17 protein-coding genes, 4 tRNA genes and 1 pseudogene are annotated in these 22,407 nt (G+C 63.4%); 4 read left to right on the top strand and 18 right to left on the bottom strand.

Annotation, left to right across the window (positions count from 1 at the left end; all coding sequences use genetic code 11):
* Positions 1-64: 64 nt before the first annotated feature.
* The 6 genes from ACKLLE_RS07930 to leuC all read right to left on the bottom strand — a co-directional run bounded on the left by ACKLLE_RS07930 (position 65) and on the right by leuC (position 6,596).
* Positions 65-1,078, bottom strand: coding sequence for an aspartate-semialdehyde dehydrogenase (locus tag ACKLLE_RS07930; RefSeq protein ID WP_420057520.1), 1,014 nt, complete (start codon positions 1,076-1,078; stop codon positions 65-67).
* 227 nt (positions 1,079-1,305) lie between these two features.
* Complete coding sequence (gene asd / locus ACKLLE_RS07925) at positions 1,306-2,418, bottom strand: aspartate-semialdehyde dehydrogenase (RefSeq protein WP_009403093.1); 1,113 nt, start codon at positions 2,416-2,418, stop codon at positions 1,306-1,308.
* 66 nt (positions 2,419-2,484) lie between these two features.
* Positions 2,485-3,567: a 3-isopropylmalate dehydrogenase gene (gene leuB, locus ACKLLE_RS07920; RefSeq protein ID WP_420057519.1), complete on the bottom strand. Its 1,083-nt coding sequence runs from the start codon at positions 3,565-3,567 to the stop codon at positions 2,485-2,487.
* Between the two features lie 64 nt (positions 3,568-3,631).
* Positions 3,632-4,393 (bottom strand): class I SAM-dependent methyltransferase, encoded by a 762-nt coding sequence (locus ACKLLE_RS07915; protein ID WP_420057518.1) that lies wholly within the window; start codon positions 4,391-4,393, stop codon positions 3,632-3,634.
* A 125-nt stretch (positions 4,394-4,518) separates the two neighbouring features.
* Entirely contained in the window at positions 4,519-5,166 is a 648-nt protein-coding gene (leuD, locus tag ACKLLE_RS07910; RefSeq protein ID WP_009403090.1) for a 3-isopropylmalate dehydratase small subunit, read from the bottom strand.
* Positions 5,163-6,596 carry a 3-isopropylmalate dehydratase large subunit gene (gene leuC / locus ACKLLE_RS07905; RefSeq protein ID WP_009403089.1) on the bottom strand — a complete coding sequence of 478 codons (1,434 nt, stop codon included), beginning with the start codon at positions 6,594-6,596 and terminating at the stop codon, positions 5,163-5,165. Before leuC ends, leuD begins: the two co-directional genes overlap by 4 nt.
* Before the next feature lie 128 nt (positions 6,597-6,724).
* On the opposite strand from leuC, the gene ACKLLE_RS07900 reads away from it, so the two are divergent.
* Positions 6,725-7,603 (top strand): LysR family transcriptional regulator, encoded by an 879-nt coding sequence (locus tag ACKLLE_RS07900; RefSeq protein WP_009403088.1) that lies wholly within the window; start codon positions 6,725-6,727, stop codon positions 7,601-7,603.
* 64 nt (positions 7,604-7,667) lie between these two features.
* On the top strand, positions 7,668-10,586 hold the full coding sequence (locus tag ACKLLE_RS07895) for an EAL domain-containing protein (protein WP_420057516.1): 2,919 nt from the start codon (positions 7,668-7,670) through the stop codon (positions 10,584-10,586).
* A gap of 126 nt (positions 10,587-10,712) precedes the next feature.
* Here ACKLLE_RS07895 and ACKLLE_RS07890 read toward each other — a convergent pair whose 3' ends face one another.
* From ACKLLE_RS07890 to gltX, 11 genes and pseudogenes are all read right to left on the bottom strand, one after another.
* Positions 10,713-11,156 carry an Hsp20 family protein gene (locus tag ACKLLE_RS07890; RefSeq protein WP_009403086.1) on the bottom strand — a complete coding sequence of 148 codons (444 nt, stop codon included), beginning with the start codon at positions 11,154-11,156 and terminating at the stop codon, positions 10,713-10,715.
* A 115-nt stretch (positions 11,157-11,271) separates the two neighbouring features.
* On the bottom strand, positions 11,272-12,234 hold the full coding sequence (locus tag ACKLLE_RS07885) for a tRNA dihydrouridine synthase (protein WP_420057515.1): 963 nt from the start codon (positions 12,232-12,234) through the stop codon (positions 11,272-11,274).
* Between the two features lie 408 nt (positions 12,235-12,642).
* Positions 12,643-12,987: a GNAT family N-acetyltransferase gene (locus ACKLLE_RS07880; protein WP_420057542.1), complete on the bottom strand. Its 345-nt coding sequence runs from the start codon at positions 12,985-12,987 to the stop codon at positions 12,643-12,645.
* Positions 12,988-13,077: 90 nt separating this feature from the next.
* Positions 13,078-13,512: pseudogene (locus ACKLLE_RS07875) on the bottom strand (acyl-CoA thioesterase); the annotation flags it as partial.
* A gap of 44 nt (positions 13,513-13,556) precedes the next feature.
* The gene (locus ACKLLE_RS07870; RefSeq protein ID WP_420057514.1) at positions 13,557-14,390 is read right to left on the bottom strand and encodes an alpha/beta fold hydrolase; all 834 of its coding nucleotides are present in this window, start codon (positions 14,388-14,390) and stop codon (positions 13,557-13,559) included.
* 22 nt (positions 14,391-14,412) lie between these two features.
* A complete protein-coding gene (locus ACKLLE_RS07865; protein ID WP_009403081.1) occupies positions 14,413-14,952 on the bottom strand; it encodes a TetR/AcrR family transcriptional regulator in 540 nt (179 codons plus the stop codon).
* Between the two features lie 167 nt (positions 14,953-15,119).
* Positions 15,120-15,195, bottom strand: a tRNA-Glu gene (locus ACKLLE_RS07860).
* Positions 15,196-15,239: 44 nt separating this feature from the next.
* Positions 15,240-15,315 (bottom strand) — tRNA-Ala (locus ACKLLE_RS07855).
* Between the two features lie 53 nt (positions 15,316-15,368).
* Positions 15,369-15,444, bottom strand: a tRNA-Glu gene (locus ACKLLE_RS07850).
* A 72-nt stretch (positions 15,445-15,516) separates the two neighbouring features.
* A tRNA-Ala gene (locus ACKLLE_RS07845) sits at positions 15,517-15,592 on the bottom strand.
* A 298-nt stretch (positions 15,593-15,890) separates the two neighbouring features.
* Entirely contained in the window at positions 15,891-17,372 is a 1,482-nt protein-coding gene (gene gltX / locus ACKLLE_RS07840; protein ID WP_064304863.1) for a glutamate--tRNA ligase, read from the bottom strand.
* Between the two features lie 143 nt (positions 17,373-17,515).
* Here gltX and ACKLLE_RS07835 point away from each other — a divergent pair, with 143 nt between their 5' ends.
* Both ACKLLE_RS07835 and ACKLLE_RS07830 read left to right on the top strand, forming a co-directional pair.
* Positions 17,516-18,556, top strand: coding sequence for an HlyD family secretion protein (locus ACKLLE_RS07835; RefSeq protein ID WP_064304864.1), 1,041 nt, complete (start codon positions 17,516-17,518; stop codon positions 18,554-18,556).
* Positions 18,546-20,096: an MDR family MFS transporter gene (locus tag ACKLLE_RS07830; protein WP_474198471.1), complete on the top strand. Its 1,551-nt coding sequence runs from the start codon at positions 18,546-18,548 to the stop codon at positions 20,094-20,096. Before ACKLLE_RS07835 ends, ACKLLE_RS07830 begins: the two co-directional genes overlap by 11 nt.
* Positions 20,097-20,210: 114 nt before the next feature.
* Here ACKLLE_RS07830 and uvrB read toward each other — a convergent pair whose 3' ends face one another.
* Positions 20,211-22,226, bottom strand: a complete 2,016-nt coding sequence (gene uvrB, locus ACKLLE_RS07825; protein ID WP_064304866.1) for an excinuclease ABC subunit UvrB — start codon at positions 22,224-22,226, stop codon at positions 20,211-20,213.
* Positions 22,227-22,407 lie beyond the last annotated feature (181 nt).

The raw sequence follows: 22,407 nt of genomic DNA, 5'->3' as shown, positions 1-22,407 counted from the left end.
AATACCGCAGGCAACTTGCGTGCGAACGTTAATGGTCACTATGCAAAGTGTCGCCAAGTATCTTTTACACAAGGCCTTTTATCAACAATTCAGCCAGTTGCACGGCATTCAAAGCGGCACCCTTGCGCACGTTGTCGGTGGTCAGCCAGAGGTCCAGTTGCTGCGGCTCGTCGATTCCGCCACGCACCCGCCCGACATACACCACGTCCTGGCCCACGGCATCGCCGACCGGCGTCGGGTAATCCCCTTCGTCCTGCACCAGCTCGACACCTGGCGCAGTGTCCAGCACCTGGTTCACCGCCGCCAGGTCCACCGCTTCGCTAGCGTTCAGGCTCACAGTGTAGCTATCGCCAAAAAACACCGGGACTTGAACGCAGGTAACTGAAATCTTGAGTAAAGGCAGGTCGAGCAGTTCACGCAACTCACGCACCAGCCGACGCTCCAGCACACCATGCCCCTGTTCGTCGCTCGGGCCGACCTGGGCAAGCAGGTTGAAGGCTATCTGCCGGTCGAAGAAACGCGGCTCCAGCGGCCGGGCATTGAGCAGTTCGGCAGTCTGCCGGGCCAGCTCGCTGACGGCTTCGCGCCCCTGGGCGGACACGGCGAGGCAGGCGGTCACGGTGACGCGCTGCAGGTCGACGAGTTTTTTCAGCGGCGCGAGCACGACGGCCAGGGCAACGGCCGAGGCGCTTGGACTGTGCAGGGTTGCCGGGGCTTTCAGGGTGTCCAGCACCTGGGGGTTGGCTTCGGGAACCACGGCGGGGGCCTGCTCGGCAGGCAAGGCGCCGGACAGGTCGATCACCGTGCAGCCAGCGGCCTGGGCGCGGGGTGCGAAGCTCAGGGTCACGGCCGGGCCGGCGGCGAAGAAGGCCAGGCGGACCTTGGTGAAGTCGAACTCATCGACTTCCCGGGTGCGCAGGTTCTTGCCGCGGAAGCTCACGGCGCTGCCGGCGGATTCGTTGCTGGCCAGCAGGTACAGGGTGCCGACCGGGAAATCGCGTTCCTCGAGGATCTGCACCAGGGTTTCGCCGACGGTGCCGGTGGCGCCGATCACGGCGATGTCGATGGGTTGGGTCATCTGGAATTTCCTCTGGCCTTGAGGGCCTCGGTGCCGGTTGATGGGACGCCGCGAACCTGTGGGAGCGGGTTTACCCGCGATGGCGTCGGTGAATGCACCATCGCAATCGCGGGTGAACCCGCTCCCACAGGGTCCGGGAATTCGGGAGCGGCACTTTACTTTGATTTGTACGAAAACAAAAAACCCGCGCTGTCACCAGCACGGGTTTTCCGGTTACCGCAAGGCGATCAACGCTCCAGCAGGATCCGCAGCATGCGGCGCAGCGGCTCGGCGGCGCCCCACAGCAACTGGTCGCCAACGGTGAACGCGCCCAGGTACTGGGAGCCCATGTTCAGCTTGCGCAGGCGACCCACCGGGATGTTCAGGGTGCCGGTGACGTTGGTCGGGGTCAGCTCCTTGATGCTGATCTCGCGCTGGTTCGGCACCAGTTTCACCCAAGGGTTGTGCTGGCTGATCAGGCCTTCGATGTCGGCCAGCGGCACGTCCTTGTTCAGCTTGATGGTCAGCGCCTGGCTGTGGCAGCGCATGGCGCCGATACGCACGCAGATGCCGTCCACCGGGATCGGGCTCTTGAAGCGGCCGAGGATCTTGTTGGTCTCGGCCTGGGCCTTCCACTCTTCGCGGCTCTGGCCGTTCGGCAGTTCCTTGTCGATCCACGGGATCAGGCTGCCGGCCAGCGGTACGCCGAAGTTTTCGGTCGGGTAGGCATCGCTGCGCATGGTTTCGGCGACCTTGCGGTCGATGTCGAGGATGGCGCTGGCCGGGTTGGCCAGGTCATCGGCCACGGCAGCGTTGGTCGCGCCCATCTGGCGGATCAGCTCGCGCATGTTCTGTGCACCGGCGCCGGAGGCCGCCTGGTAGGTCATGGCGCTCATCCACTCGACCAGGCCGGCTTCGAACAGGCCACCCAGGCCCATCAGCATCAGGCTGACGGTGCAGTTGCCGCCGATGTAGTTCTTGGTACCGGCATCGAGCTGCTGGTCGATGACCTTGCGGTTGACCGGGTCGAGGACGATGACCGCGTCATCCTGCATGCGCAGGGACGAGGCGGCGTCGATCCAGTAGCCCTGCCAGCCGGCTTCGCGCAGCTTGGGGAAGACTTCGTTGGTGTAGTCGCCGCCCTGGCAGGTCAGGATCACGTCCAGGGTCTTGAGTTCGTCGATGCTGTAGGCATCCTTCAGCGGAGCAATGTCCTTGCCCACTGCAGGGCCCTGGCCACCGACGTTGGAGGTGGTGAAGAACACCGGCTCGATGAGATCGAAATCCTGCTCCTCGAGCATCCGCTGCATGAGCACGGAACCGACCATTCCGCGCCAACCGATCAGACCTACACGTTTCATCGCAACTACACCTTCGCTAAAAGTGGGCCGCTGCCCTGTTGTGGTTTCGGCAGCGGGCCAGAGAGATTACAGATTCCGCAGCGCTGCGACTACTGCGTCGCCCATTTGCTGCGTACCGACCTTGGTGCAACCTTCGGACCAGATGTCGCCGGTACGCAGGCCCTGGTCGAGGACCAGGCTCACCGCTTTCTCGATGGCATCGGCGGCGCCGTGCTGGTTGAAGCTGTAGCGCAGCATCATCGATACCGAGAGGATGGTCGCCAGCGGGTTGGCGATGCCCTGGCCGGCGATGTCCGGCGCGGAGCCGTGGCATGGCTCGTACATGCCCTTGTTGTGGGCATCCAGCGAGGCCGATGGCAGCATGCCGATGGAACCGGTGAGCATGGAAGCCTCATCCGACAGGATGTCGCCGAACATGTTGTCGGTGACCATCACGTCGAACTGCTTCGGTGCGCGGACCAGCTGCATGGCGGCGTTGTCGACGTACATGTGGCTGAGTTCGACGTCCGGATAGTCCTTGGCCACTTCCTCGACCACTTCGCGCCACAGCTGGCTGGAGGCCAGGACGTTGGCCTTGTCCACCGAGCACAGTTTCTTGCCGCGCACGCGGGCCATGTCGAAGCCGACACGGGCGATGCGGCGGATCTCGCTTTCGCTGTACGGCAGGGTGTCGTAGGACTGGCGCTCGCCGTTTTCCAGCTCGCGGGTGCCGCGCGGGGCGCCGAAGTAGATACCGCCGGTCAGCTCGCGGACGATCAGGATGTCCAGGCCGGAGACGATTTCACGCTTGAGCGACGAGGCGTCGGCCAGTTGCGGGTAGAGGATCGCCGGGCGCAGGTTGGCGAACAGGCCCAGTTGCGAACGGATCTTCAGCAGGCCGCGCTCCGGACGGATGTCGCGCTCGATCTTGTCCCACTTCGGCCCGCCCACGGCGCCCAGCAGCACGGCGTCGGCCTTGCGTGCACGCTCCAGGGTCTCGTCGGCCAGCGGTACGCCGTGCTTGTCGATGGCGGCGCCGCCGATCACGTCATGCTCCAGGGCGAAGCCGAGCTGGAACCTGTCGTTGGCCAGCTCCAGCACCTTGACGGCCTCGGCGGTGATTTCAGGACCGATACCGTCACCCGGGAGAATCAGAATCTGCTTGCTCATGCTTTCCTCTATCTCGAATCAAGCGGCGCGCCGAGGTGGCGCGCCGGTAAATATCTGCTGGATTTCAGCGTTCGGCCCAGAGCACCAGGACATCGGTACTGAAGGAACCATCGGCTTCGATCCGGTAATACTGCCGTACTTCTTCGCCCATCGCTTGCTGCAATTGCAGGATGGCGGTGCGCATGGCGTCCGGCGTGCGCATGCGCTCGACCCAGGAGGTCCATTCCAGGCGCAGGCTCTGGCGGGCATGGCTGCGCACGCGCAGGCCGGCCTCGCTGACCTGGCGCAGCCATTCGGCAGCGGAATAGTCGCGGACGTGGCTGGTGTCACGGAGGACTTCGACGGTCTGCAGGTAGGTATCCAGCAACGGGCTGCCCGGCGACATGACATCGACGAAGGCGGCCACGCCACCTGGCTTGAGTACCCGGCGCACTTCGCGCAGGGCCAGGCCGAGGTCGCTCCAGTGATGCGCGGAGTAGCGGCTGAAGACGAAGTCGAACGAGGCGTCGGCGAACGGCAGGCGCTCGGCGGCACCGCGTTCGGTGACGATGTTGTCCAGGCCGCGGTCGGCAGCGCTGGCGGCAACCACGTCGAGCATCTGCTGCGACAGGTCGTAGGCCACCACTTCGGCGACCAGGGGCGCCACGTGAAAGCTGACATGCCCGGCGCCGCAACCCAGGTCGAGGACGCGGGCATGTTCGTGCCCGGCCAGCTCGGCCTGGAGCAACGCGAATTCAGTGCCCTGGGCGTGCACGGCACTGCTGAGGTAGGCGCTGGCCTGGTCGCCGAACTGGCGCTGGACAACGTCCTTGTGGCTGCTGGTCATCTGCCTCTCCAAAAATCTTTCGGCTTGTCCGGACCTGTGGGAGCGGGTTCACCCGCGATTACGGTGGTGAATTCACTACAGCAATCGCGGGTAAACCCGCTCCCACAAGGGTCCGTGTCAATCCTTTATTTGGCGTCGCGGAACAACCATGGCTGGCTGGCGCGGTGACGGGCTTCGAAGGCGGCGATGGCATCGCTGTCTTGCAGGGTCAGGCCGATGTCGTCGAGGCCGTTGAGCAGGCAGTGCTTGCGGAACGCGTCGATCTCGAAGTTCAGCACCTTGCCGTCGGGACGGGTCACGGTCTGCGCCTGCAGGTCGATGGTCAGCTGGTAGCCCGGGGCGGCTTCGACCTGCTTGAACAGTTCATCGACTTCCGCGTCGCTGAGGATGATCGGCAGCAGGCCGTTCTTGAAGCTGTTATTGAAGAAGATGTCGGCATAGCTCGGCGCGATGATGCTGCGGAAGCCGTACTCTTCCAGTGCCCACGGGGCGTGCTCGCGGCTCGAACCGCAGCCGAAGTTCTCACGGGCCAGCAGCACGCTGGCGCCCTGGTAGCGGTCGTGGTTGAGCACGAAGTCCGGATTTTTCGGACGCTTGCTGTTGTCCTGGTACGGCTGGCCGACATCCAGGTAGCGCCATTCATCGAACAGGTTCGGACCGAAACCGGTGCGCTTGATCGATTTCAAAAACTGCTTGGGAATGATCTGGTCGGTGTCGACGTTGGCACGGTCCAGTGGGGCAACGAGGCCGGTGTGCTGGGTAAAGGCTTTCATGCTGCGCTCCCTTGGATCAACTCGCGTACATCGATGAAACGGCCGGTAACGGCGGCGGCGGCGGCCATGGCCGGGCTGACCAGGTGAGTACGACCACCGGCACCCTGACGACCTTCGAAGTTCCGGTTGGAGGTGGACGCGCAGTGCTCGCCGCTCTCCAGGCGGTCCGGGTTCATCGCCAGGCACATGGAGCAGCCCGGTTCACGCCATTCGAAGCCGGCTTCGAGGAAGATCCTGTCCAGGCCTTCCTTCTCGGCCTGCTCCTTCACCAGGCCAGAGCCCGGTACCACGATGGCCTGCTTGATGGTCGCGGCCACCTTGCGGCCCTTGGCGATTTCCGCCGCGGCGCGCAGGTCTTCGATCCGCGAGTTGGTGCAGGAACCGATGAACACGCGGTCCAGCTGGATATCGGTGATCGCCTGGTTCGCGCTCAGGCCCATGTATTTCAAGGCGCGCTCGATGGAGCCACGCTTGACCAGGTCGGCCTCGGCAGCCGGATCCGGCACGCGCTGATCGACCGCCAGGACCATTTCCGGGGAGGTGCCCCAGCTGACCTGCGGCTTGATCTGCGCAGCGTCCAGCTCGACCACGGTGTCGAACACCGCGTCTTCGTCGGACACCAGGTCTTTCCAGGCTTCGACGGCCTGTTCCCATTGCTCGCCCTTCGGCGCGTACGGGCGGCCCTTCACGTATTCGACGGTCTTCGCATCGGTGGCCACCAGGCCGACACGGGCGCCGGCCTCGATGGACATGTTGCAGATGGTCATGCGGCCTTCGATGGACAGGTCGCGGATGGCGCTGCCGGCGAACTCGATGGCATGGCCGTTGCCGCCCGCAGTGCCGATCTTGCCGATCACGGCGAGGACGATGTCCTTGGCGGTAACGCCCACCGGCAATACGCCTTCGACGCGCACCAGCATGTTCTTCATCTTCTTGGCGACCAGGCACTGGGTGGCGAGCACGTGCTCGACCTCGGAGGTACCGATGCCGTGGGCCAGGGCACCGAAGGCGCCGTGGGTCGAGGTGTGCGAGTCACCGCAGACCACGGTCATGCCCGGCAGGGTTGCGCCCTGCTCCGGGCTGATGACGTGGACGATGCCCTGGCGCACGTCGTTCATCTTGAATTCGGTGATGCCGTACTCGTCGCAGTTCTCGTCGAGGGTCTGCACCTGCAGGCGCGACACCTGGTCGACGATGGCGTCGATACCGCCCTTGCGCTCGGGCGTGGTCGGCACATTGTGGTCGGGAGTGGCGATGTTGGCATCGATGCGCCAAGGTTTGCGATTCGCCAGGCGCAGGCCTTCGAAGGCCTGCGGCGAGGTCACTTCGTGGATGATGTGACGGTCGATGTAGATCAGCGCCGAGCCATCGTCGCGCTGCTTGACCAAATGCGAATCCCAGAGCTTGTCGTAAAGCGTTTTGCCGGCCATCAGGCGTTCCTCATCAGTCTTTCTATGCCAATAACCCCTTGGCTTGTACGGCTGATGGTATGGGGTTAGATTGGATAACTCAAATTCATAATTTTTATGCTTTGGATAACCAAAGGGAATCCGAAAAGATGGACCTGGCCAACCTCAACGCCTTTATCGCGATTGCCGAAACCGGCAGCTTTTCCGGGGCCGGCGAACGCCTGCACCTGACCCAGCCGGCGATCAGCAAGCGCATCGCCGGCCTCGAACAGCAACTGGACGTTCGCCTGTTCGACCGCCTCGGCCGCGAAGTCAGCCTGACCGAGGCCGGCCGCGCCCTGCTGCCCCGGGCCTACCAGATCATCAACGTGCTGGACGATACCCGCCGGGCCCTGACCAACCTGACCGGCGAGGTCAGCGGACGCCTGACCCTGGCGACCAGCCATCACATCGGCCTGCACCGCCTGCCCCCGCTGCTGCGGGCCTTCACTCGGCAGTACCCGGCCGTAGCCCTGGATATCCAGTTCCTCGATTCGGAAGTGGCCTACGAGGAAATCCTTCATGGCCGCGCGGAAATCGCGGTCATCACCCTGGCGCCGGAACCCCATGGCCTGGTCCGCGCGGTACCGGTCTGGGACGACCCCCTGGATTTCGTGGTCGCTCCCGAGCACCCGCTGGCTCGCAAGGCTGCCGCCGGTCTGGAAGATATCGCCCATCACCCGGCGGTTTTCCCTGGCGGCAACACCTTTACCCACCATATCGTCCAGCGCCTGTTCGAGGCCCGGGGCCTGACGCCGAACATCGCCATGAGCACCAACTATCTGGAAACCATCAAGATGATGGTGTCCATCGGCCTGGCCTGGAGCGTGCTGCCGCGGACCATGCTCGACGAACAGGTGGCTTCCATCAGCTTGCCCGGCATACAGCTCTCTCGCCAGCTAGGCTACATTCTTCATACGGAACGAACGTTATCGAATGCAGCCAGAGCCTTTATGGCACTGCTCGACAGCCATGCGAGAAACCCCTGAGGCCGCCCGCCGCAACGGGCAGGCCAGTACCAAGGAAGCGTATTCGCCAAAGGTCTGGTAATCGATGCCCACTACACCTCGTCTTCCCCGCCTTCCGCGTATCCTCGCCGCCGATCCCCAGGAGTCGGAACAGACCTGGGAAAACGCCCCGCAACTGCTGGCGGCGCTTAACGGCGCCCGTCTCGGCGCCTGGTTCTGGGACGTCGAGACCGGGCGCATCAGCTGGTCCCGCGGTACCCAGGCGCTGTTCGGCTACGACCCGCGCCAGCCGCTGCCCAAGGACCTCGACTACCTGGACCTGCTGCCGCCGGAAGATCGCGAACGCACCGTGCAGGCCTTCTATGCGGTGGTGGCCGGCGAACCGCAGGAGCAGGCGATGCGCCACCGCATCCGCTGGCCCGACGGCACCCTGCACTGGCTGGAAATCAGCGGCAGCCTGACCCACGACAAGGACGGCCGGCCGCAGATGGTCGGGGTGATCCGCGAGATTACCGCCCAGCGCGAGCGCGAAGCGGCGCTCAAGGACAGCCAGGAGCGCCTCGACCTGGCCCTGGATTCGGCACAACTGGGCACCTGGGACTGGCACATTCCCAGCGGCATGCTCTACGGCTCGGCCCGCGCCGCGCAGTTGCACGGCCTTGACCCGGTGCCCTTCCATGAATCCTTCGAGGCATTCTTCGAAGGGGTTCCGGAAGACGAGCGCGCCAGCATGCGCCAGGCTTACCGCAGCCTGCGCGAGGGCCCGGCGGGCAATTACCAGATCACCTACCGGATCCAGCTGGAGAACGGCAACTCGCGCTACCTGGAAAGCCGCGCCCGGCTGTATCGCGACGAGCAGGGCAACCCGCTGCGCATGGCCGGAACCCTGCTCGATATCACCGACCAGGTGGAACGCGAACAGCGCCTGATGGCCTCCGAAGAGAAATTTGCCAGCCTGTTCCAGGTCAGTCCCGACCCGATCTGCGTCACCCGCCAGGACAACGGCCAGTTCATCGAGATCAATCCGGCCTTTACCCAGACCTTCGGCTGGAGCGCCGAACAGGTGCTGGGCCATAGCGCCGAGGAAATCGGCCTGTGGTCGGAGTCCTCGGAACGGGCCAAGCGTATCGAACAGGTCATCCGCGACCAGGCGCTGAACAATGTGGCCGTGGTGGTCAACCACAAGAACGGCCACGCCCTGACCTGCGTGATTTCCAGCCGTCTGATCAAGGTCGACAACCAGACCTGCAGCGTCACCACCCTGCGCGATATAACCCAGCAGCAGCGCGCCGAGGCGGCGCTTAAGGCCAGCGAGGAAAAGTTCGCCAAGGCCTTCCACTCCAGCCCCGACGCCATCAGCATCAGCGAACTGCAGACCGGGCGCTACCTGGAGGTCAACGACGGTTTCTGCCGCCTGACCGGCTACAGTGCCGGCGAGGTGCTCGGGCGCACCGCCGGCCAGATCGGTTTCTGGGCCGACGACAAGCAGCACGACATGCTGGTGACCGAGCTGCAACAGCGCGAGCGTGTGCATCACCGGGAAATGCTCGGGCGCAGCAAGAGCGGCGAGCTGCTGACGCTGGAGGTTTCGGTGGAGCCGATTACCCTCAACGAGACCGCCTGCCTGCTGCTGACCGCCCGGGATGTCAGCCAGTTGAAGAACGCCCAGGCGCAGATTCGCCACCTGGCCTACCACGATCCGCTGACCAACCTGCCCAACCGCGCCCTGCTGATGGATCGCCTGAGCCAGCAGATCGCCCTGCTCAAGCGCCACAACCTGCGCGGCGCCCTGCTGTTCCTGGATCTTGACCACTTCAAGCACATCAACGACTCGCTGGGGCATCCGGTGGGCGATACGGTGCTGAAAATCATCACCGCACGCCTGGAAGCCAGCGTGCGCCTGGAAGACACCGTGGCGCGCCTGGGCGGCGACGAGTTCGTGGTGCTGCTCAGCGGCCTGCAGGGCAGCCGCGAGGAAGTGACTGCGCAGGTCCAGGAACTGGCCGATACCCTGCGCCAGTTGCTCGCCGAGCCCATGTCCCTGGACGGCCAGCGCCTGCAGGTGACCCCGAGCATCGGCGTGGCATTGATTCCCGACCACGGCTCCACCCCGGCCGACCTGCTCAAGCGCGCCGACATTGCCCTGTATCGGGCCAAGGATTCAGGCCGCAACACCACCCAGCTGTTCCACACCACCATGCAAAAGGCTGCAAGCGAGCGCCTGCGCATGGAAAGCGACCTGCGCCTGGCTTTGACCCGCGGCGAACTGGCCCTGCACTTCCAGCCCCAGGTGGACGCCCGCGACAACCGCATCGTCGGCGCCGAGGTGCTGCTGCGCTGGCACCACCCGCTGCTTGGCCAGCAGCCGCCGGCGCAGTTCATCCAGGTGCTGGAGGAAAGCGGGCTGATCCTCGAGGTAGGCAACTGGATTCTCGATGAGGCCTGCGATGCCTGCTCGCATATGCTCCAGGACCGATTGATCGATGCCGAGGATTTCAGCCTGTGCGTGAACATCAGCCCCCGTCAGTTCCGCCAGAACGACTTCGTCCAGCGCGTGCGGCGCAGCCTGGATGACTATCGCCTGCCCTACCGCATGCTCAAGCTGGAGATTACCGAAGGGATCGTGATCCAGAACCTCGAGGACACCATCAGCAAGATGCGCGAACTGAAGGCCCTGGGGGTGGGATTCGCCATGGATGACTTCGGCACCGGCTATTCATCGCTGACCTACCTCAAGCGCTTGCCGGTGGATACCCTGAAGATCGACCAGTCGTTCGTCCGCGATGCACCGCTGGATTCCAACGATGCGGAGATCGTCCGGGCGATTGTGGCGATGGCGCGCAGCCTGGATCTGACGGTGATTGCGGAAGGCGTGGAGCTTTCCGAGCAGCTGGAATTCCTGGAAAGGCAGGGGTGCTTCCTGTACCAGGGGTACCTGCACAGCCGGCCGCTGCCGCTGGGGGATTTCCGGGCGATACTGCTGGAGACTCCCGCTGACTATTAGGGCCTCATCGCGGGTGAACCCGCTCCCACAGAGTCCGTGTGGGAGCGGGTTCACCCGCGATGAGGCCCGAAAGAGCAACAAAAAGGGCGCCTGCATGAGGCGCCCTTCTCTTCACCTACCCCGCATTCAATTCAGCGCAGGCTGCTCCCCGTTGATCGGGATGCGCTTGGCCTTCGCTTCTTCCGGGACCACGCGCAGCAGATCGACGCTGAGCAGGCCGTTGGCCAGGGCCGCCGATTTGACCTCGATATGGTCGGCGAGGCGGAAGGACAGCTTGAAGGCACGCTGGGCAATACCCTGGTGCAGGTAGGTGACGCTTGCATCGCTGTTGTCGCGTTTGCCGCCAGAGACGGTCAGCACGCCTTTTTCCACTTGCAGATCGAGGTCTGCCTCCTGGAAGCCGGCGGCGGCAACAACGATCCGATAATGGTCATCGCCATGTTTTTCAACGTTGTAGGGTGGGTAGCTGCTACCCGACTCGTTACGCGCCGCGGATTCGAACAGGTCATTGAAACGGTCGAAACCAACGGAATGGCGGAACAGTGGAGCAAGAGAGAAAGCGGTAGTCATGGTTACATCTCCTAAACATCAGCGAGTTGGATTTTTTACGCGACCCGACTTCGGCATCGCGTACTCCCTAGATGTGGACCACCGCAACGATTTCAAGCAACACCGATAAAATTTTCTATGCAGCGGCGACGAGCGGCTCGACGCCCAGCAACTGGCCGATCCGCTCGCAATCGGTTTCCCGGCGAAGCTCGGTAAACAGCACGTTGGCCTGCGGGTAGCTGCGGGTCAGCATCGCCACCCACTGCTTCAGCCGGCCCGGCGCCGAACGCGGCGTCAGCTCGACCCGGACCCGGCGCCAGAAGTCCTGGATCAGCGGCATCAGCTCGGCCCAGTCCATCGGCACGACGTCGACGCCATCGCGCACCGCGGCGATCTGCCGAGCCAGGTCCGGACGGGAAACCAGGCCACGCCCGAGCATGATGTCCTTCACCCCGCTGACCTCGCGGCAGCGCTGCCAGTCATCGAGGGTCCAGACCTCGCCGTTGGCGAAGACCGGCACCTTGACCACGTCCTGCACCTTGGCCACCCATTCCCAATGGGCGGGCGGCTTGTAGCCCTCGACCTTGGTCCGCGCATGCACCACAAGATGGGCCGAACCGCCTTCGGCCAGGGCCCGGCCACAATCAAGCGCGCCATCCGGGGTTTCGAAGCCCAGGCGCATTTTCGAGGTCACCGGGATATGGGCCGGCACGGCCTTGCGCACTTCGCTGACGATGCGGAACAGCAGCTCGGGCTCCTTCAGCAGCACCGCGCCCCCACGGGACTTGTTCACGGTCTTGGCCGGGCAGCCGAAATTCAGGTCGATCACCGGTGCGCCCAATTCGCAGGCCAGGGCGGCGTTGTCGGCCAGGCAGACCGGGTCGGAGCCCAGCAACTGCACGCGCATCGGCACACCGGCAGGCGTGCGCGACCCCTGGGCCAGCTCCGAGGCCATCTTGTGGAACGTAGCCTCGGGCAGCACCCGGTCGCAGACCCGGATGAACTCGGTCACGCACCAGTCGATACCGCCGACGCGGGTCAGCACGTCGCGCATGATGTCATCGACCAGCCCCTCCATCGGGGCCAGGGCAATTTGCATGGGGGAAGCCTCGGAAAAAAGTGCGTGCATGGTAAAAGGGGATGTTTCTTACGGCCATATCGGAAGGAACTGGCGTGACGGGCGCGCAATCTTTCTTGAAAGTATCGCGGACCTTGTGGGAGCGGGTTCACCCGCGATTACGTCGGTGGATTCACTACCGTAATCGCGGGTGAACCCGCTCCCACAGGGTCCGCGTATGTCAAATCCAAAGGAGATCGATCACATGTCCACGTTCCTTGCCCACAGCCACCACCCGCGCACCAACGGCCGAGGAACAGGACATGCAGATCAGAAAACACAACTACGACCTTCTCAACTTCGAACCTGACCCGCCTCCCGGACCGGGATTTCGCTTGCCGGAGCCGCCTCGGAAAAGGCGGTCCTTCATTCAGAAAGTCCGGGAAATGCTCAAACCAGGACCTTCTCCATGAACACCCGGTTGAAGCCATGCTCGGTGCCGCGATGGGTTTCGCGGTAGCCGAGGCGCTGGTAGAGCGCCACATTGCCGGTCATGGCGGCGTTGGTGTACAGGCGAATCAGGGAGAATCCGGCTTCGCGGGCACGGGCTTCGGCGAAGTCGACCAGTTGCCGGCCAAGGCCCCGCCCCTGGCACGCCGGGTCCACGGCCACGTTGGACAGCAGCATCGCCGCCGGCTCGGGGCACAGCACCAGCACCGCGCAGTCTTCCAGCAGCCAGACCTGCCCCCGCCGAATCAGATCGCCATAATCATCATCCAACGGCCCCGGACGCACGCCGATCCGCTCGACATACGGCAGGTAGGCCGCCTCGACGACCCGCCGGACAGCGACCTCGTCGCTATCGAGGGCCTGCCGTATCACGCCTGCTTTTCCAGCAAGGGCCTGCCCATAACCTTCGAGGAATTCCTGCGGCATGCGCTTGGGCTTGCCTGTGGACAACTCGATACAGACGAAGGTGGTCCGGGCGCGCAGCAAGGTAATGCCGTCGCGCGGGCGGACCAGCTGGAAATGCCGGGTCATCTTCAGGCGCTGGTCCCAGTCGATGATCCAGGTTGCCAGTTGCAGTTCGTCGTCTTCGTAGGCACTGGCGAGGTAGTCGATTTCGTGACGGACCACGGCCATGGCGCGGTCCAGGCGACGATATTCGGCCAGGTCCAGCCCCAGGCGCTGGGAGTGGCGCCAGGCGCAGCGCTCCAGCCAGGTGACATACACCGCGTTATTGGCGTGCCCCAATCCATCGATATCCTCGGCACCGACCCGCAGGTCGATGACGAATGGCGTTGCCAGATCCCAGCTCATGCCCGCTCCCGTTTGTAATGAACGGGCATGAGTGTAACGGATGATCAGGCCGATTGGCGCAATGGCATTGCTGTGCGCTGCAGCAGGTCGAGGACCCCGGCGACCACCTGTGGATCGGCGAGAACCCGTTGATGGCCTCCCTCCTCCAGCATCAGCAGACGGCTGTCGAACCAGGCGTCGTGGATGCGTTGCGCCTCGCCTGCAGGTACCAAAGCATCATCCTTGGCATGCACGATCAGCCCCGGCTGATCCAGTTGATAGCCACTGACATCCAGGCGCTCGATGGCGACGCCAACATCCCGCTCGACCTTGCGGATGAAGGCCGAACGCGCCTTCGGCGGCAGGTTCAGGCGGCGGGCGAAACCACGCACCACGCCGAGCAACCGCGAAGGTGCGGCGATACTGACCACGGCTTCGGCACGCAGCCCCCATTGCAGGGCAAGCAATACACTGGCGCCGCCCATGGAATGGCCGATCACCGCCTTCAAGGGCGGCAACTCCGCCGCGGCCTCCAGCACGGCCCGCGCGAACAGCCCGACATGGGCAACATCACCGGGCGAGCGACCGTGAGCCGGCCCATCCAGTGCGACTGCCGTGTAACCGGCCTCCACCAGCGCCTCGATCAAGCGAGCGAACTGGGTCGGGCGCCCTTCCCAACCGTGCATCAGCAGGACCGTGGGCCCTTGCCCCCAGCGCAGGGCGGAAAGGCCAAAGCGCAGGGTGATGCGCTCGGCCCGGGCCAGCACCGGCAGTTCCCAGTCACGGGGCGGCCTGGTGTACGGGGTCATGAAGGCACGGTGCATCTTGCTGGCTATATGTCCGGGGACCAGTCGCCCCAGGGTGCCGTTGACGCCGCGAATCCAGCTCAGGGTATTCATCGCTTCGCTCCAGTGGGGTAGTTCAGATCACCGCCGATTTGGCGGCGCGCAAAATACGATCGGACAGTTCATCGGTGCCCAGGGCCCGGGCCAATGCCAGGCCGCCGACCATCAGGGCGAGGTCGGCAAGGAATTTGTCGGCATCTTCGGGGGTGTCCACCAACTGGGCGGTCATCAGCTCGATATGCTCGGCCAGCACCTGGCGGAAATCCTCGGGCAACCGGGTCATCTCGCTCAGGGAGGTGGGCAACGGGCAGGCATCGACCTTGGAGTCACGGTGCTTGCGCGACAGGTAGAACGCAGCGACCAGGGCACGGCGAGCCTGGCCATCCAGCGCCGGATCGACCTGGGACAGCAAGGCACGGCGTTCACCGAGCAACTGGCTGAAGGCCTCCAGCATCAAGGCCTCCTTGCTGTCGAAGTGGGCGTAGAAGCCACCGACGGTCAGGCCGGCAGCGCTCATCACCTGGTTAACGCTGGCATCGGCGGGGCCCTGCTGGATCAATGCGCTGCGGGCAGCGTCGAGGATACGTTCACGGGTCTTGGCTTTCTTGTCGCTCATGATCGGCACCAGAAAATATTATGGGCCTAATATTATGCTCATAATATTTTCTGGCAAGGTTTTTCTCTGGCCGCTTGTCGCGTCCTGATAAAAACTTTTTCGAGGGAAAAAACAAAAGGCTCATTCAATAATCGAATGAGCCTTGAAATTCCGCAGAGCGGATAAAATGGCGTCCCCTAGGGGACTCGAACCCCTGTTACCGCCGTGAAAGGGCGGTGTCCTAGGCCACTAGACGAAGGGGACTTGTAACCTTCGTGCAGATCCGTTTTCACGAATCCTGGCGGAATTGGTGGAGCTAAGCGGGATCGAACCGCTGACCTCCTGCATGCCATGCAGGCGCTCTCCCAGCTGAGCTATAGCCCCGGATTTCTAGCCTCTCGGCCCAGCGACCTCTTTCGATGTCGCTTGTGCAAAACTGGCGTCCCCTAGGGGACTCGAACCCCTGTTACCGCCGTGAAAGGGCGGTGTCCTAGGCCACTAGACGAAGGGGACGAACCTTCTTACCTTCAAGACCCGGTTGCTGGACCCGGTCTTGCTTGCCAGCCTCGGCTGCCAAGCGGAATTTGGTGGAGCTAAGCGGGATCGAACCGCTGACCTCCTGCATGCCATGCAGGCGCTCTCCCAGCTGAGCTATAGCCCCACAATGTCGCTTTGAACTTGATTCGCTTGGCTGGGTGCTTCGCGTTTCGTTTTCGTTCATCGCTGTGGACGGGGCGCATATTAAGAGCGGATGACAGAGCTGTCAAACTTATTTTCAACAAAATTCAAAAATTTTTTCCCAGATAACAACCACTTACCTGCCTTGGGCGAGAAAAGCCCCGTGTTTGCTGGGTATCGCCGCCTTCGGCAGTGATCGAAACGACCGTGGGGCGAGCCCCCTGCCCTGGCCAAAAGCCCACGGCAGAGGGCTCGCCCCACGAAGGAACGAGCGAATGCGATCAGGCGATGGTGCCCAACAGCTTCTCCCATTCCTTGTTTTCTTTCTTCGAAACGCCGCCCAGCAGGTCGAGAGCCTGACGCAAGCGATAGCGGGTCAGGTCCGGGCCGAGGATCTCCATGGCGTCGAGTACCGAGACCGAACTGGCCTGGCCGCTGATCGCAGCGAACATCAACGGCATGGCATCGCGCAGCTTCAGCTCCAGCGCCTCGACCACTGCCTGGATGCAGGCGGTAATGCGGTCCTTTTCCCACTGCCGCAGGCTTTCCAGTTTCCACAGGATCAACTGGATCACCTGGCGTACCTGGTCCGGGGACAGTTTCTTGTGCTCGAACAGCTTCGCATCCAGCTTCAGCGCACCTTCGAAGAAGAAGCCGCCCAGCGGCGCAATCTGGCTGAAGGTCTCGACCCGGCCCTGCACGTGCGGCGCGATTTTCATCATGTAGTCGCTGTTGAACGCCCACTTCTGCACCCGTGCGGCGAACTCTTCCACCGGCAGGTCACGCAGCCACTGGCCGTTGAGCCAGGACAGCTTCTCGATATCGAAGATCGGACCGCCCAGCGAAACACGGGACAGGTCGAAGTGCTCGACCATTTCGGCCAGGGAGAACTTCTCGCGCTCGTCCGGCATCGACCAGCCCATGCGGCCCAGGTAGTTGAGCATGGCTTCCGGCATGAAGCCCATGCGCTCGTAGAAGGTCACCGAGGTCGGGTTCTTGCGCTTGGACAGCTTGCTCTTGTCGGGATTGCGCAGCAGCGGCATGTAGCACAGCTTGGGTTGTTCCCAGCCGAAATACTCGTACAGCTTGATCAGCTTCGGCGCCGATGGCAGCCACTCTTCACCACGCAGCACGTGGGTAATGCCCATCAGGTGGTCGTCGACCACGTTGGCCAGGAAGTAGGTTGGCAGGCCGTCGGTCTTCATCAGCACCTGCATGTCCATGCGGTCCCACGGGATCTCGACATCGCCACGCAGCATGTCCGGGACCACGCAGACGCCTTCGCTCGGCACCTTCATGCGGATCACGTGCGGCTCGCCCGCGGCCAGGCGGCGCTGCACCTCCTCGGGCGACAGCAGCAGGGCGCGACCGTCATAGCGCGGTGTTTCACCGCGGGCCATCTGCTCGGCGCGCATCTGGTCCAGCTCTTCGGCCGTGCAGAAGCACGGGAAGGCGTGCCCCATATCGACCAGCTGCTGGGCGTACTGCTTATAGATTTCACCCCGCTCGCTCTGCCGGTACGGGCCATGCGGGCCGCCGACATCCGGGCCTTCGGCCCATTCGATACCGAGCCAGCGCAGGGCATCGAAGATCTGTTGTTCGGATTCGCGGGTCGAACGCAACTGGTCGGTATCTTCGATACGCAGGATGAACTCGCCGCCGTGCTGCTTGGCAAAGCAGTAGTTGAACAGGGCGATGTAGGCGGTGCCGACATGGGGATCGCCGGTAGGCGAAGGCGCGATGCGCGTGCGAACGGTGGTCATGAGAGTCTCGAACAGGAGGTGAAACAAAGCCGGAATGTTAACAGGGAGCAGGCGCCGGGCTCCAGTAATGGGCGTGATCGTCACTTGCACCGCTGGATCCGATCTTTGTTAAATTTGCTTACATTCTTGGAACGATCGTCCTCATGCCTGCCCAACTCAAGCGTCGCCTGCTGATTTTTCTTTTTCTGGTCCTGTTGGTCGCCCTCGCCTTCTTCGCCCATTGGTATCTGAAGGGGCGCTTTTACGAAAGCACCGACAATGCCTATGTCCAGGGCGAAATCACCCGTGTCTCCAGTCAGTTGAGCGCGCGGATCGACAGCGTGCTGGTGCAGGACAACCAGCACGTGAAAAAAGGCGACCTGCTGATCCGCCTGGAAGCCGATGACTTCCGCTTCGCTGTCGAACGCGCCCGCGCCACCCTCGACACGCGCCAGGCCGAGCGCCTGCAGGCCGAGAGCCGGTTGACCCAGCAATCCAGCCTGATCGCCGCTGGCCAGGCCCAGGTTTCCGCCAGCCAGGCTACCCTCGGCCGCACGCAACTGGACCTGAACCGCGCCCAGGCGCTGCGCAAGCCGGGCTTCGTTTCCGAGGAGCGGGTCACCACCCTGTCTGCGGAAAGCAATGTCGCCCGCTCCCAGGTCAGCAAGGCCCAGGCCGACCTGCAGGGCCAACGCCAGCAGGTCAGCGCCCTGGAAGCCGAACTCAAGCGTCTCGATGCGCAGATCGCCACGGCCCGCACCGACCTGGCCCAGGCCGAACTGAACCTGGCCCGCAGCGAAATCCATGCGCCGATCAGCGGCATGATCGGCCAGCGCGCCGCCCGCGACGGCCAGTACGTACAGAACGGCGCGTACCTGCTATCCATCGTCCCCGACGAGGACATCTGGGTGCAGGCCAACTTCAAGGAAACCCAGATCGGCAGGATGCAACCCGGCCAGCGTGCCGAACTGGTGTTCGACAGCTACCCCGACACCCCGATCGAAGGCCGCGTCGATAGCCTGTTCGCCGCTTCGGGCGCCCAGTTCAGCCTGTTGCCACCCGACAACGCCACAGGCAACTTCACCAAGGTCGTACAGCGTATTCCGGTGAAACTCACCTTCGCCGCCGATAATCCGCTGCATGGCCGGATCCGCCCGGGCATGTCGGTCACCGCCACCGTCGACCTGCACGACGATGGCCGGTGACCAACTGATCCGTCCCGTCGGCGAACCCAGCCGGCGCGACTGGATCGCGGTGATGAGCGCGATGCTCGGCGCCTTCATGGCCGTGCTCGACATCCAGATCACCAACGCCTCGCTGAAGGACATCCAGGGCGCGCTGTCGGCGACCCTGGAGGAAGGCTCGTGGATTTCCACCTCCTACCTGGTAGCCGAGATCATCATGATCCCGCTCACCGCCTGGCTGGTGCAGTTGCTCTCGGCGCGGCGCCTGGCGGTATGGGTGTCCCTGGGCTTCCTGGTGTCTTCGTTGCTCTGCTCGATGGCCTGGAACCTGGAAAGCATGATCCTGTTCCGCGCCCTGCAGGGCTTCACCGGTGGCGCGCTGATTCCCCTGGCGTTCACCCTGACCCTGATCAAGCTGCCGGAACACCACCGCGCCAAGGGTATGGCGATGTTCGCCATGACGGCCACCTTCGCCCCGTCCATCGGCCCGGCCCTGGGTGGATGGCTGACGGAAAACTGGGGCTGGGAGTACATCTTCTACATCAACATCCCACCGGGATTGTTGATGATCGCCGGGCTGATGTACGGCCTGGAGAAAAAGCAAGCCCACTGGGAGCTGCTCAAGAGTACCGATTACGCCGGCATCGTCACCCTGGGTGTCGGCCTCGGCTGTCTGCAGGTTTTCCTGGAGGAAGGTCACCGCAAGGACTGGCTGGAATCGAGCGTCATCGTAGGGCTGGGCAGCATCGCCCTGATCAGCCTGATCACCTTTGTCATCATCCAGTTTTCAAGACCCAACCCGCTGATCAACCTGCGCATCCTCGGCAACCGCAACTTCGGCTTGTCGAGCATCGCCAGCCTGGGCATGGGCGTGGGGCTGTATGGTTCGATCTACCTGCTGCCGCTCTACCTGGCGCAGGTCCAGAACTACAACGCCTTGCAGATCGGCGAGGTGATCATGTGGATGGGCATTCCGCAGCTGTTCCTGATTCCGCTGGTGCCCCGGTTGATGAAGGTGATTCCGCCCAGGGTCCTGTGCGCATTGGGTTTCGGTCTGTTCGGGCTGGCCAGCTTCAGTTCCGGGGTGCTCAACCCGGATTTCGCCGGTGCCCAGTTCAACCACATCCAGATCATCCGCGCCCTCGGCCAGCCGATGATCATGGTCACCATCTCGTTGATCGCCACCGCCTACATCCAGCCGCAGGATGCCGGGTCGGCATCGAGCCTGTTCAACATCCTGCGCAACCTGGGCGGCGCGATCGGCATCGCCTTGCTGGCGACGCTGCTGGATGCACGGACCAAGGTGTACTTCGATTACCTGCGCGAATCGATAGTGCCAACCAATCCCCAGGTGGCGGAACGGTTGGGGCAACTGGCGGAGAAACTGGGGAGCGATGGCGCTGCACTGGGGCGGTTGAGCGAGATAACCCATCAGCAGGCGCTGATCATGGCGTACAACGATGCCTTCCATTTTGTCGGGATCGGGTTGGCGATCAGCATGGTTGCGGTGTTGATGACCCGGACGTTGCCGCAAGGGATCAAGGCTGGAGAGGCTCATTGACCTCTCGGGCCTCATCGCCGGCAACGCCGGCTCCCACAGGATTGGCGAACACCGCCGGACCTTGTGGGAGCCGGCGTTGCCGGCGATGAGGCCCGAGAGAGCAACCAAGAAACATCAGGCAGTAATCAGCTTCTCACGCAATTTGGCGATATCGTCGCGCATCTGCGCCGCCGCTTCGAACTCCAGATCCCGCGCCAGCTGGAACATCTTCTCTTCCAGTTGCTTGATGCGCTTGGTGATCTCCGCCGGCGAACGCAGCTCGGCTTCGTACTTGGCGCTCTCCTCTGCCGCCTTGGCCATCCCTTTGCGCTTCTTGCTGCGCGAGCCCGGCACGTTGGCGCCTTCGAGGATGTCGGTGATGTCCTTGACCACGCCCTTGGGCACGATGCCGTGCGCCTGGTTGAAGGCGATCTGTTTCTCCCGGCGCCGCTCGGTTTCGTCGATTGCCCGCTGCATCGACCCGGTGATCTGGTCGGCATAGAGAATCGCCCGGCCATTGAGGTTGCGCGCGGCGCGGCCGATGGTCTGGATCAGCGAACGCTCCGAACGCAGGAAGCCCTCCTTGTCCGCATCGAGGATCGCCACCAGCGAGACCTCGGGCATGTCCAGGCCCTCGCGCAGCAGGTTGATCCCCACCAGTACATCGAACGTGCCCAGGCGCAGGTCGCGGATGATCTCGACCCGCTCGACCGTGTCGATATCCGAGTGCAGGTAGCGCACCCGCACGTCGTGATCGGCGAGGTAGTCGGTCAGGTCCTCGGCCATGCGCTTGGTCAGGGTGGTAACCAGCACGCGCTCCTCCACCGCCACGCGCTTGCGGATTTCCGAAAGCAGGTCGTCGACCTGGGTCAGCGCCGGGCGGATCTCCACCTGCGGGTCGACCAGGCCGGTGGGTCGCACCACCTGCTCGACCACACGGCCGGCATGCTCGGCCTCATAAGGCCCCGGGGTCGCGGAAACGAAAATGGTCTGCGGGCTGACGCTTTCCCACTCGTCGAAGCGCATCGGCCGGTTGTCCAACGCCGACGGCAGGCGGAAGCCGTATTCCACCAGGGTTTCCTTGCGCGAACGGTCACCCTTGTACATCGCCCCGACCTGCGGAACGCTGACGTGGGACTCGTCGATCACCAGCAGCGCATCCGGCGGCAGGTAGTCGTACAAGGTGGGCGGCGGTGCCCCGGCCGGCCGGCCGGACAGGTAGCGCGAGTAGTTTTCGATACCATTGCAGTAACCCAGCTCGAGGATCATCTCCAGGTCGAAACGGGTGCGCTGCTCAAGACGCTGGGCTTCCACCAGCTTGTTGGCCTTGTGCAGGTACTCCAGACGGTCCTTGAGCTCCTCCTTGATGCCATCCACCGCGTCCAGCAGCGTCTCCCGCGGCGTGACGTAGTGACTCTTGGGGTAGAAGGTGAAGCGCGGCAGCTTGCGGATCACCTCGCCGGTCAACGGGTCGAAGGCCGAGAGGTTCTCCACTTCGTCGTCGAACAGCTCGATGCGGATGGCTTCCAGGTCCGATTCGGCGGGAAACACGTCGATCACGTCGCCACGCACGCGGAAGGTGGCACGGGCGAAGTCCATCTCGTTGCGGGTGTACTGCAGGTCGGCAAGGCGGCGCAGCAAGGCGCGCTGGTCGAGCTTGTCGCCGCGGTCGATATGCAGGACCATTTTCAGGTAGGTCTCGGGGCTGCCGAGGCCGTAGATGCAGGAAACCGTGGTGACGATGATGGCATCGCGCCGTTCAAGCAGCGCCTTGGTCGCCGACAGGCGCATCTGTTCGATATGGTCGTTGATCGAGGCATCCTTCTCGATGAAGGTATCCGACGACGGCACGTAGGCTTCCGGCTGGTAGTAGTCGTAATAGGAAACGAAGTACTCGACGGCATTGTTGGGAAAGAACGCCTTGAACTCGCCGTACAACTGCGCGGCCAGGGTCTTGTTCGGTGCCAGGACCAGGGTCGGCCGTTGCACCTGGGCGATGACATTGGCGATGCTGAAGGTCTTGCCCGAGCCGGTCACACCGAGCAGGGTCTGGTGCGCCAACCCGGCCTCGATGCCCTCGACCATCAGGCGGATGGCTTCCGGCTGATCGCCGGCCGGCTGGAAACGGGTGACCAGTTGAAACTCGGACATGACGGACCTCTGCGCGAATGCGGATACAGGCAACTGTATTTTTAGCCAGTAGTTATACCCAATTAATGCCGCTGTGTGCCAGTTTCAACCCTGGCCGTCCACGGTTGACCGGGGGATTCGACTAACGGTCGAAAAATATTCCCCCAAACAGCGGGAAAAGCTGCGCCCGACTGTCGCAGTG

The organism is Pseudomonas bharatica, from assembly GCF_048586865.1.
GTDB classification, from domain to species: Bacteria; Pseudomonadota; Gammaproteobacteria; order Pseudomonadales; family Pseudomonadaceae; genus Aquipseudomonas; species Aquipseudomonas bharatica.
This window is presented reverse-complemented; position numbering and strand designations above follow the sequence as displayed.

Bases quoted from the DNA above. Each gene is read 5' to 3' on its own strand.
- ACKLLE_RS07930 (WP_420057520.1), bottom strand. From the start codon at position 1,078: ATGACCCAACCCATCGACATCGCCGTGATCGGCGCCACCGGCACCGTC.
- asd (WP_009403093.1), bottom strand. From the start codon at position 2,418: ATGAAACGTGTAGGTCTGATCGGTTGGCGCGGAATGGTCGGTTCCGTG.
- leuB (WP_420057519.1), bottom strand. From the start codon at position 3,567: ATGAGCAAGCAGATTCTGATTCTCCCGGGTGACGGTATCGGTCCTGAA.
- ACKLLE_RS07915 (WP_420057518.1), bottom strand. From the start codon at position 4,393: ATGACCAGCAGCCACAAGGACGTTGTCCAGCGCCAGTTCGGCGACCAG.
- leuD (WP_009403090.1), bottom strand. From the start codon at position 5,166: ATGAAAGCCTTTACCCAGCACACCGGCCTCGTTGCCCCACTGGACCGT.
- leuC (WP_009403089.1), bottom strand. From the start codon at position 6,596: ATGGCCGGCAAAACGCTTTACGACAAGCTCTGGGATTCGCATTTGGTC.
- ACKLLE_RS07900 (WP_009403088.1), top strand. From the start codon at position 6,725: ATGGACCTGGCCAACCTCAACGCCTTTATCGCGATTGCCGAAACCGGC.
- ACKLLE_RS07895 (WP_420057516.1), top strand. From the start codon at position 7,668: ATGCCCACTACACCTCGTCTTCCCCGCCTTCCGCGTATCCTCGCCGCC.
- ACKLLE_RS07890 (WP_009403086.1), bottom strand. From the start codon at position 11,156: ATGACTACCGCTTTCTCTCTTGCTCCACTGTTCCGCCATTCCGTTGGT.
- ACKLLE_RS07885 (WP_420057515.1), bottom strand. From the start codon at position 12,234: ATGCAAATTGCCCTGGCCCCGATGGAGGGGCTGGTCGATGACATCATG.
- ACKLLE_RS07870 (WP_420057514.1), bottom strand. From the start codon at position 14,390: ATGAATACCCTGAGCTGGATTCGCGGCGTCAACGGCACCCTGGGGCGA.
- ACKLLE_RS07865 (WP_009403081.1), bottom strand. From the start codon at position 14,952: ATGAGCGACAAGAAAGCCAAGACCCGTGAACGTATCCTCGACGCTGCC.
- gltX (WP_064304863.1), bottom strand. From the start codon at position 17,372: ATGACCACCGTTCGCACGCGCATCGCGCCTTCGCCTACCGGCGATCCC.
- ACKLLE_RS07835 (WP_064304864.1), top strand. From the start codon at position 17,516: ATGCCTGCCCAACTCAAGCGTCGCCTGCTGATTTTTCTTTTTCTGGTC.
- ACKLLE_RS07830 (WP_474198471.1), top strand. From the start codon at position 18,546: ATGGCCGGTGACCAACTGATCCGTCCCGTCGGCGAACCCAGCCGGCGC.
- uvrB (WP_064304866.1), bottom strand. From the start codon at position 22,226: ATGTCCGAGTTTCAACTGGTCACCCGTTTCCAGCCGGCCGGCGATCAG.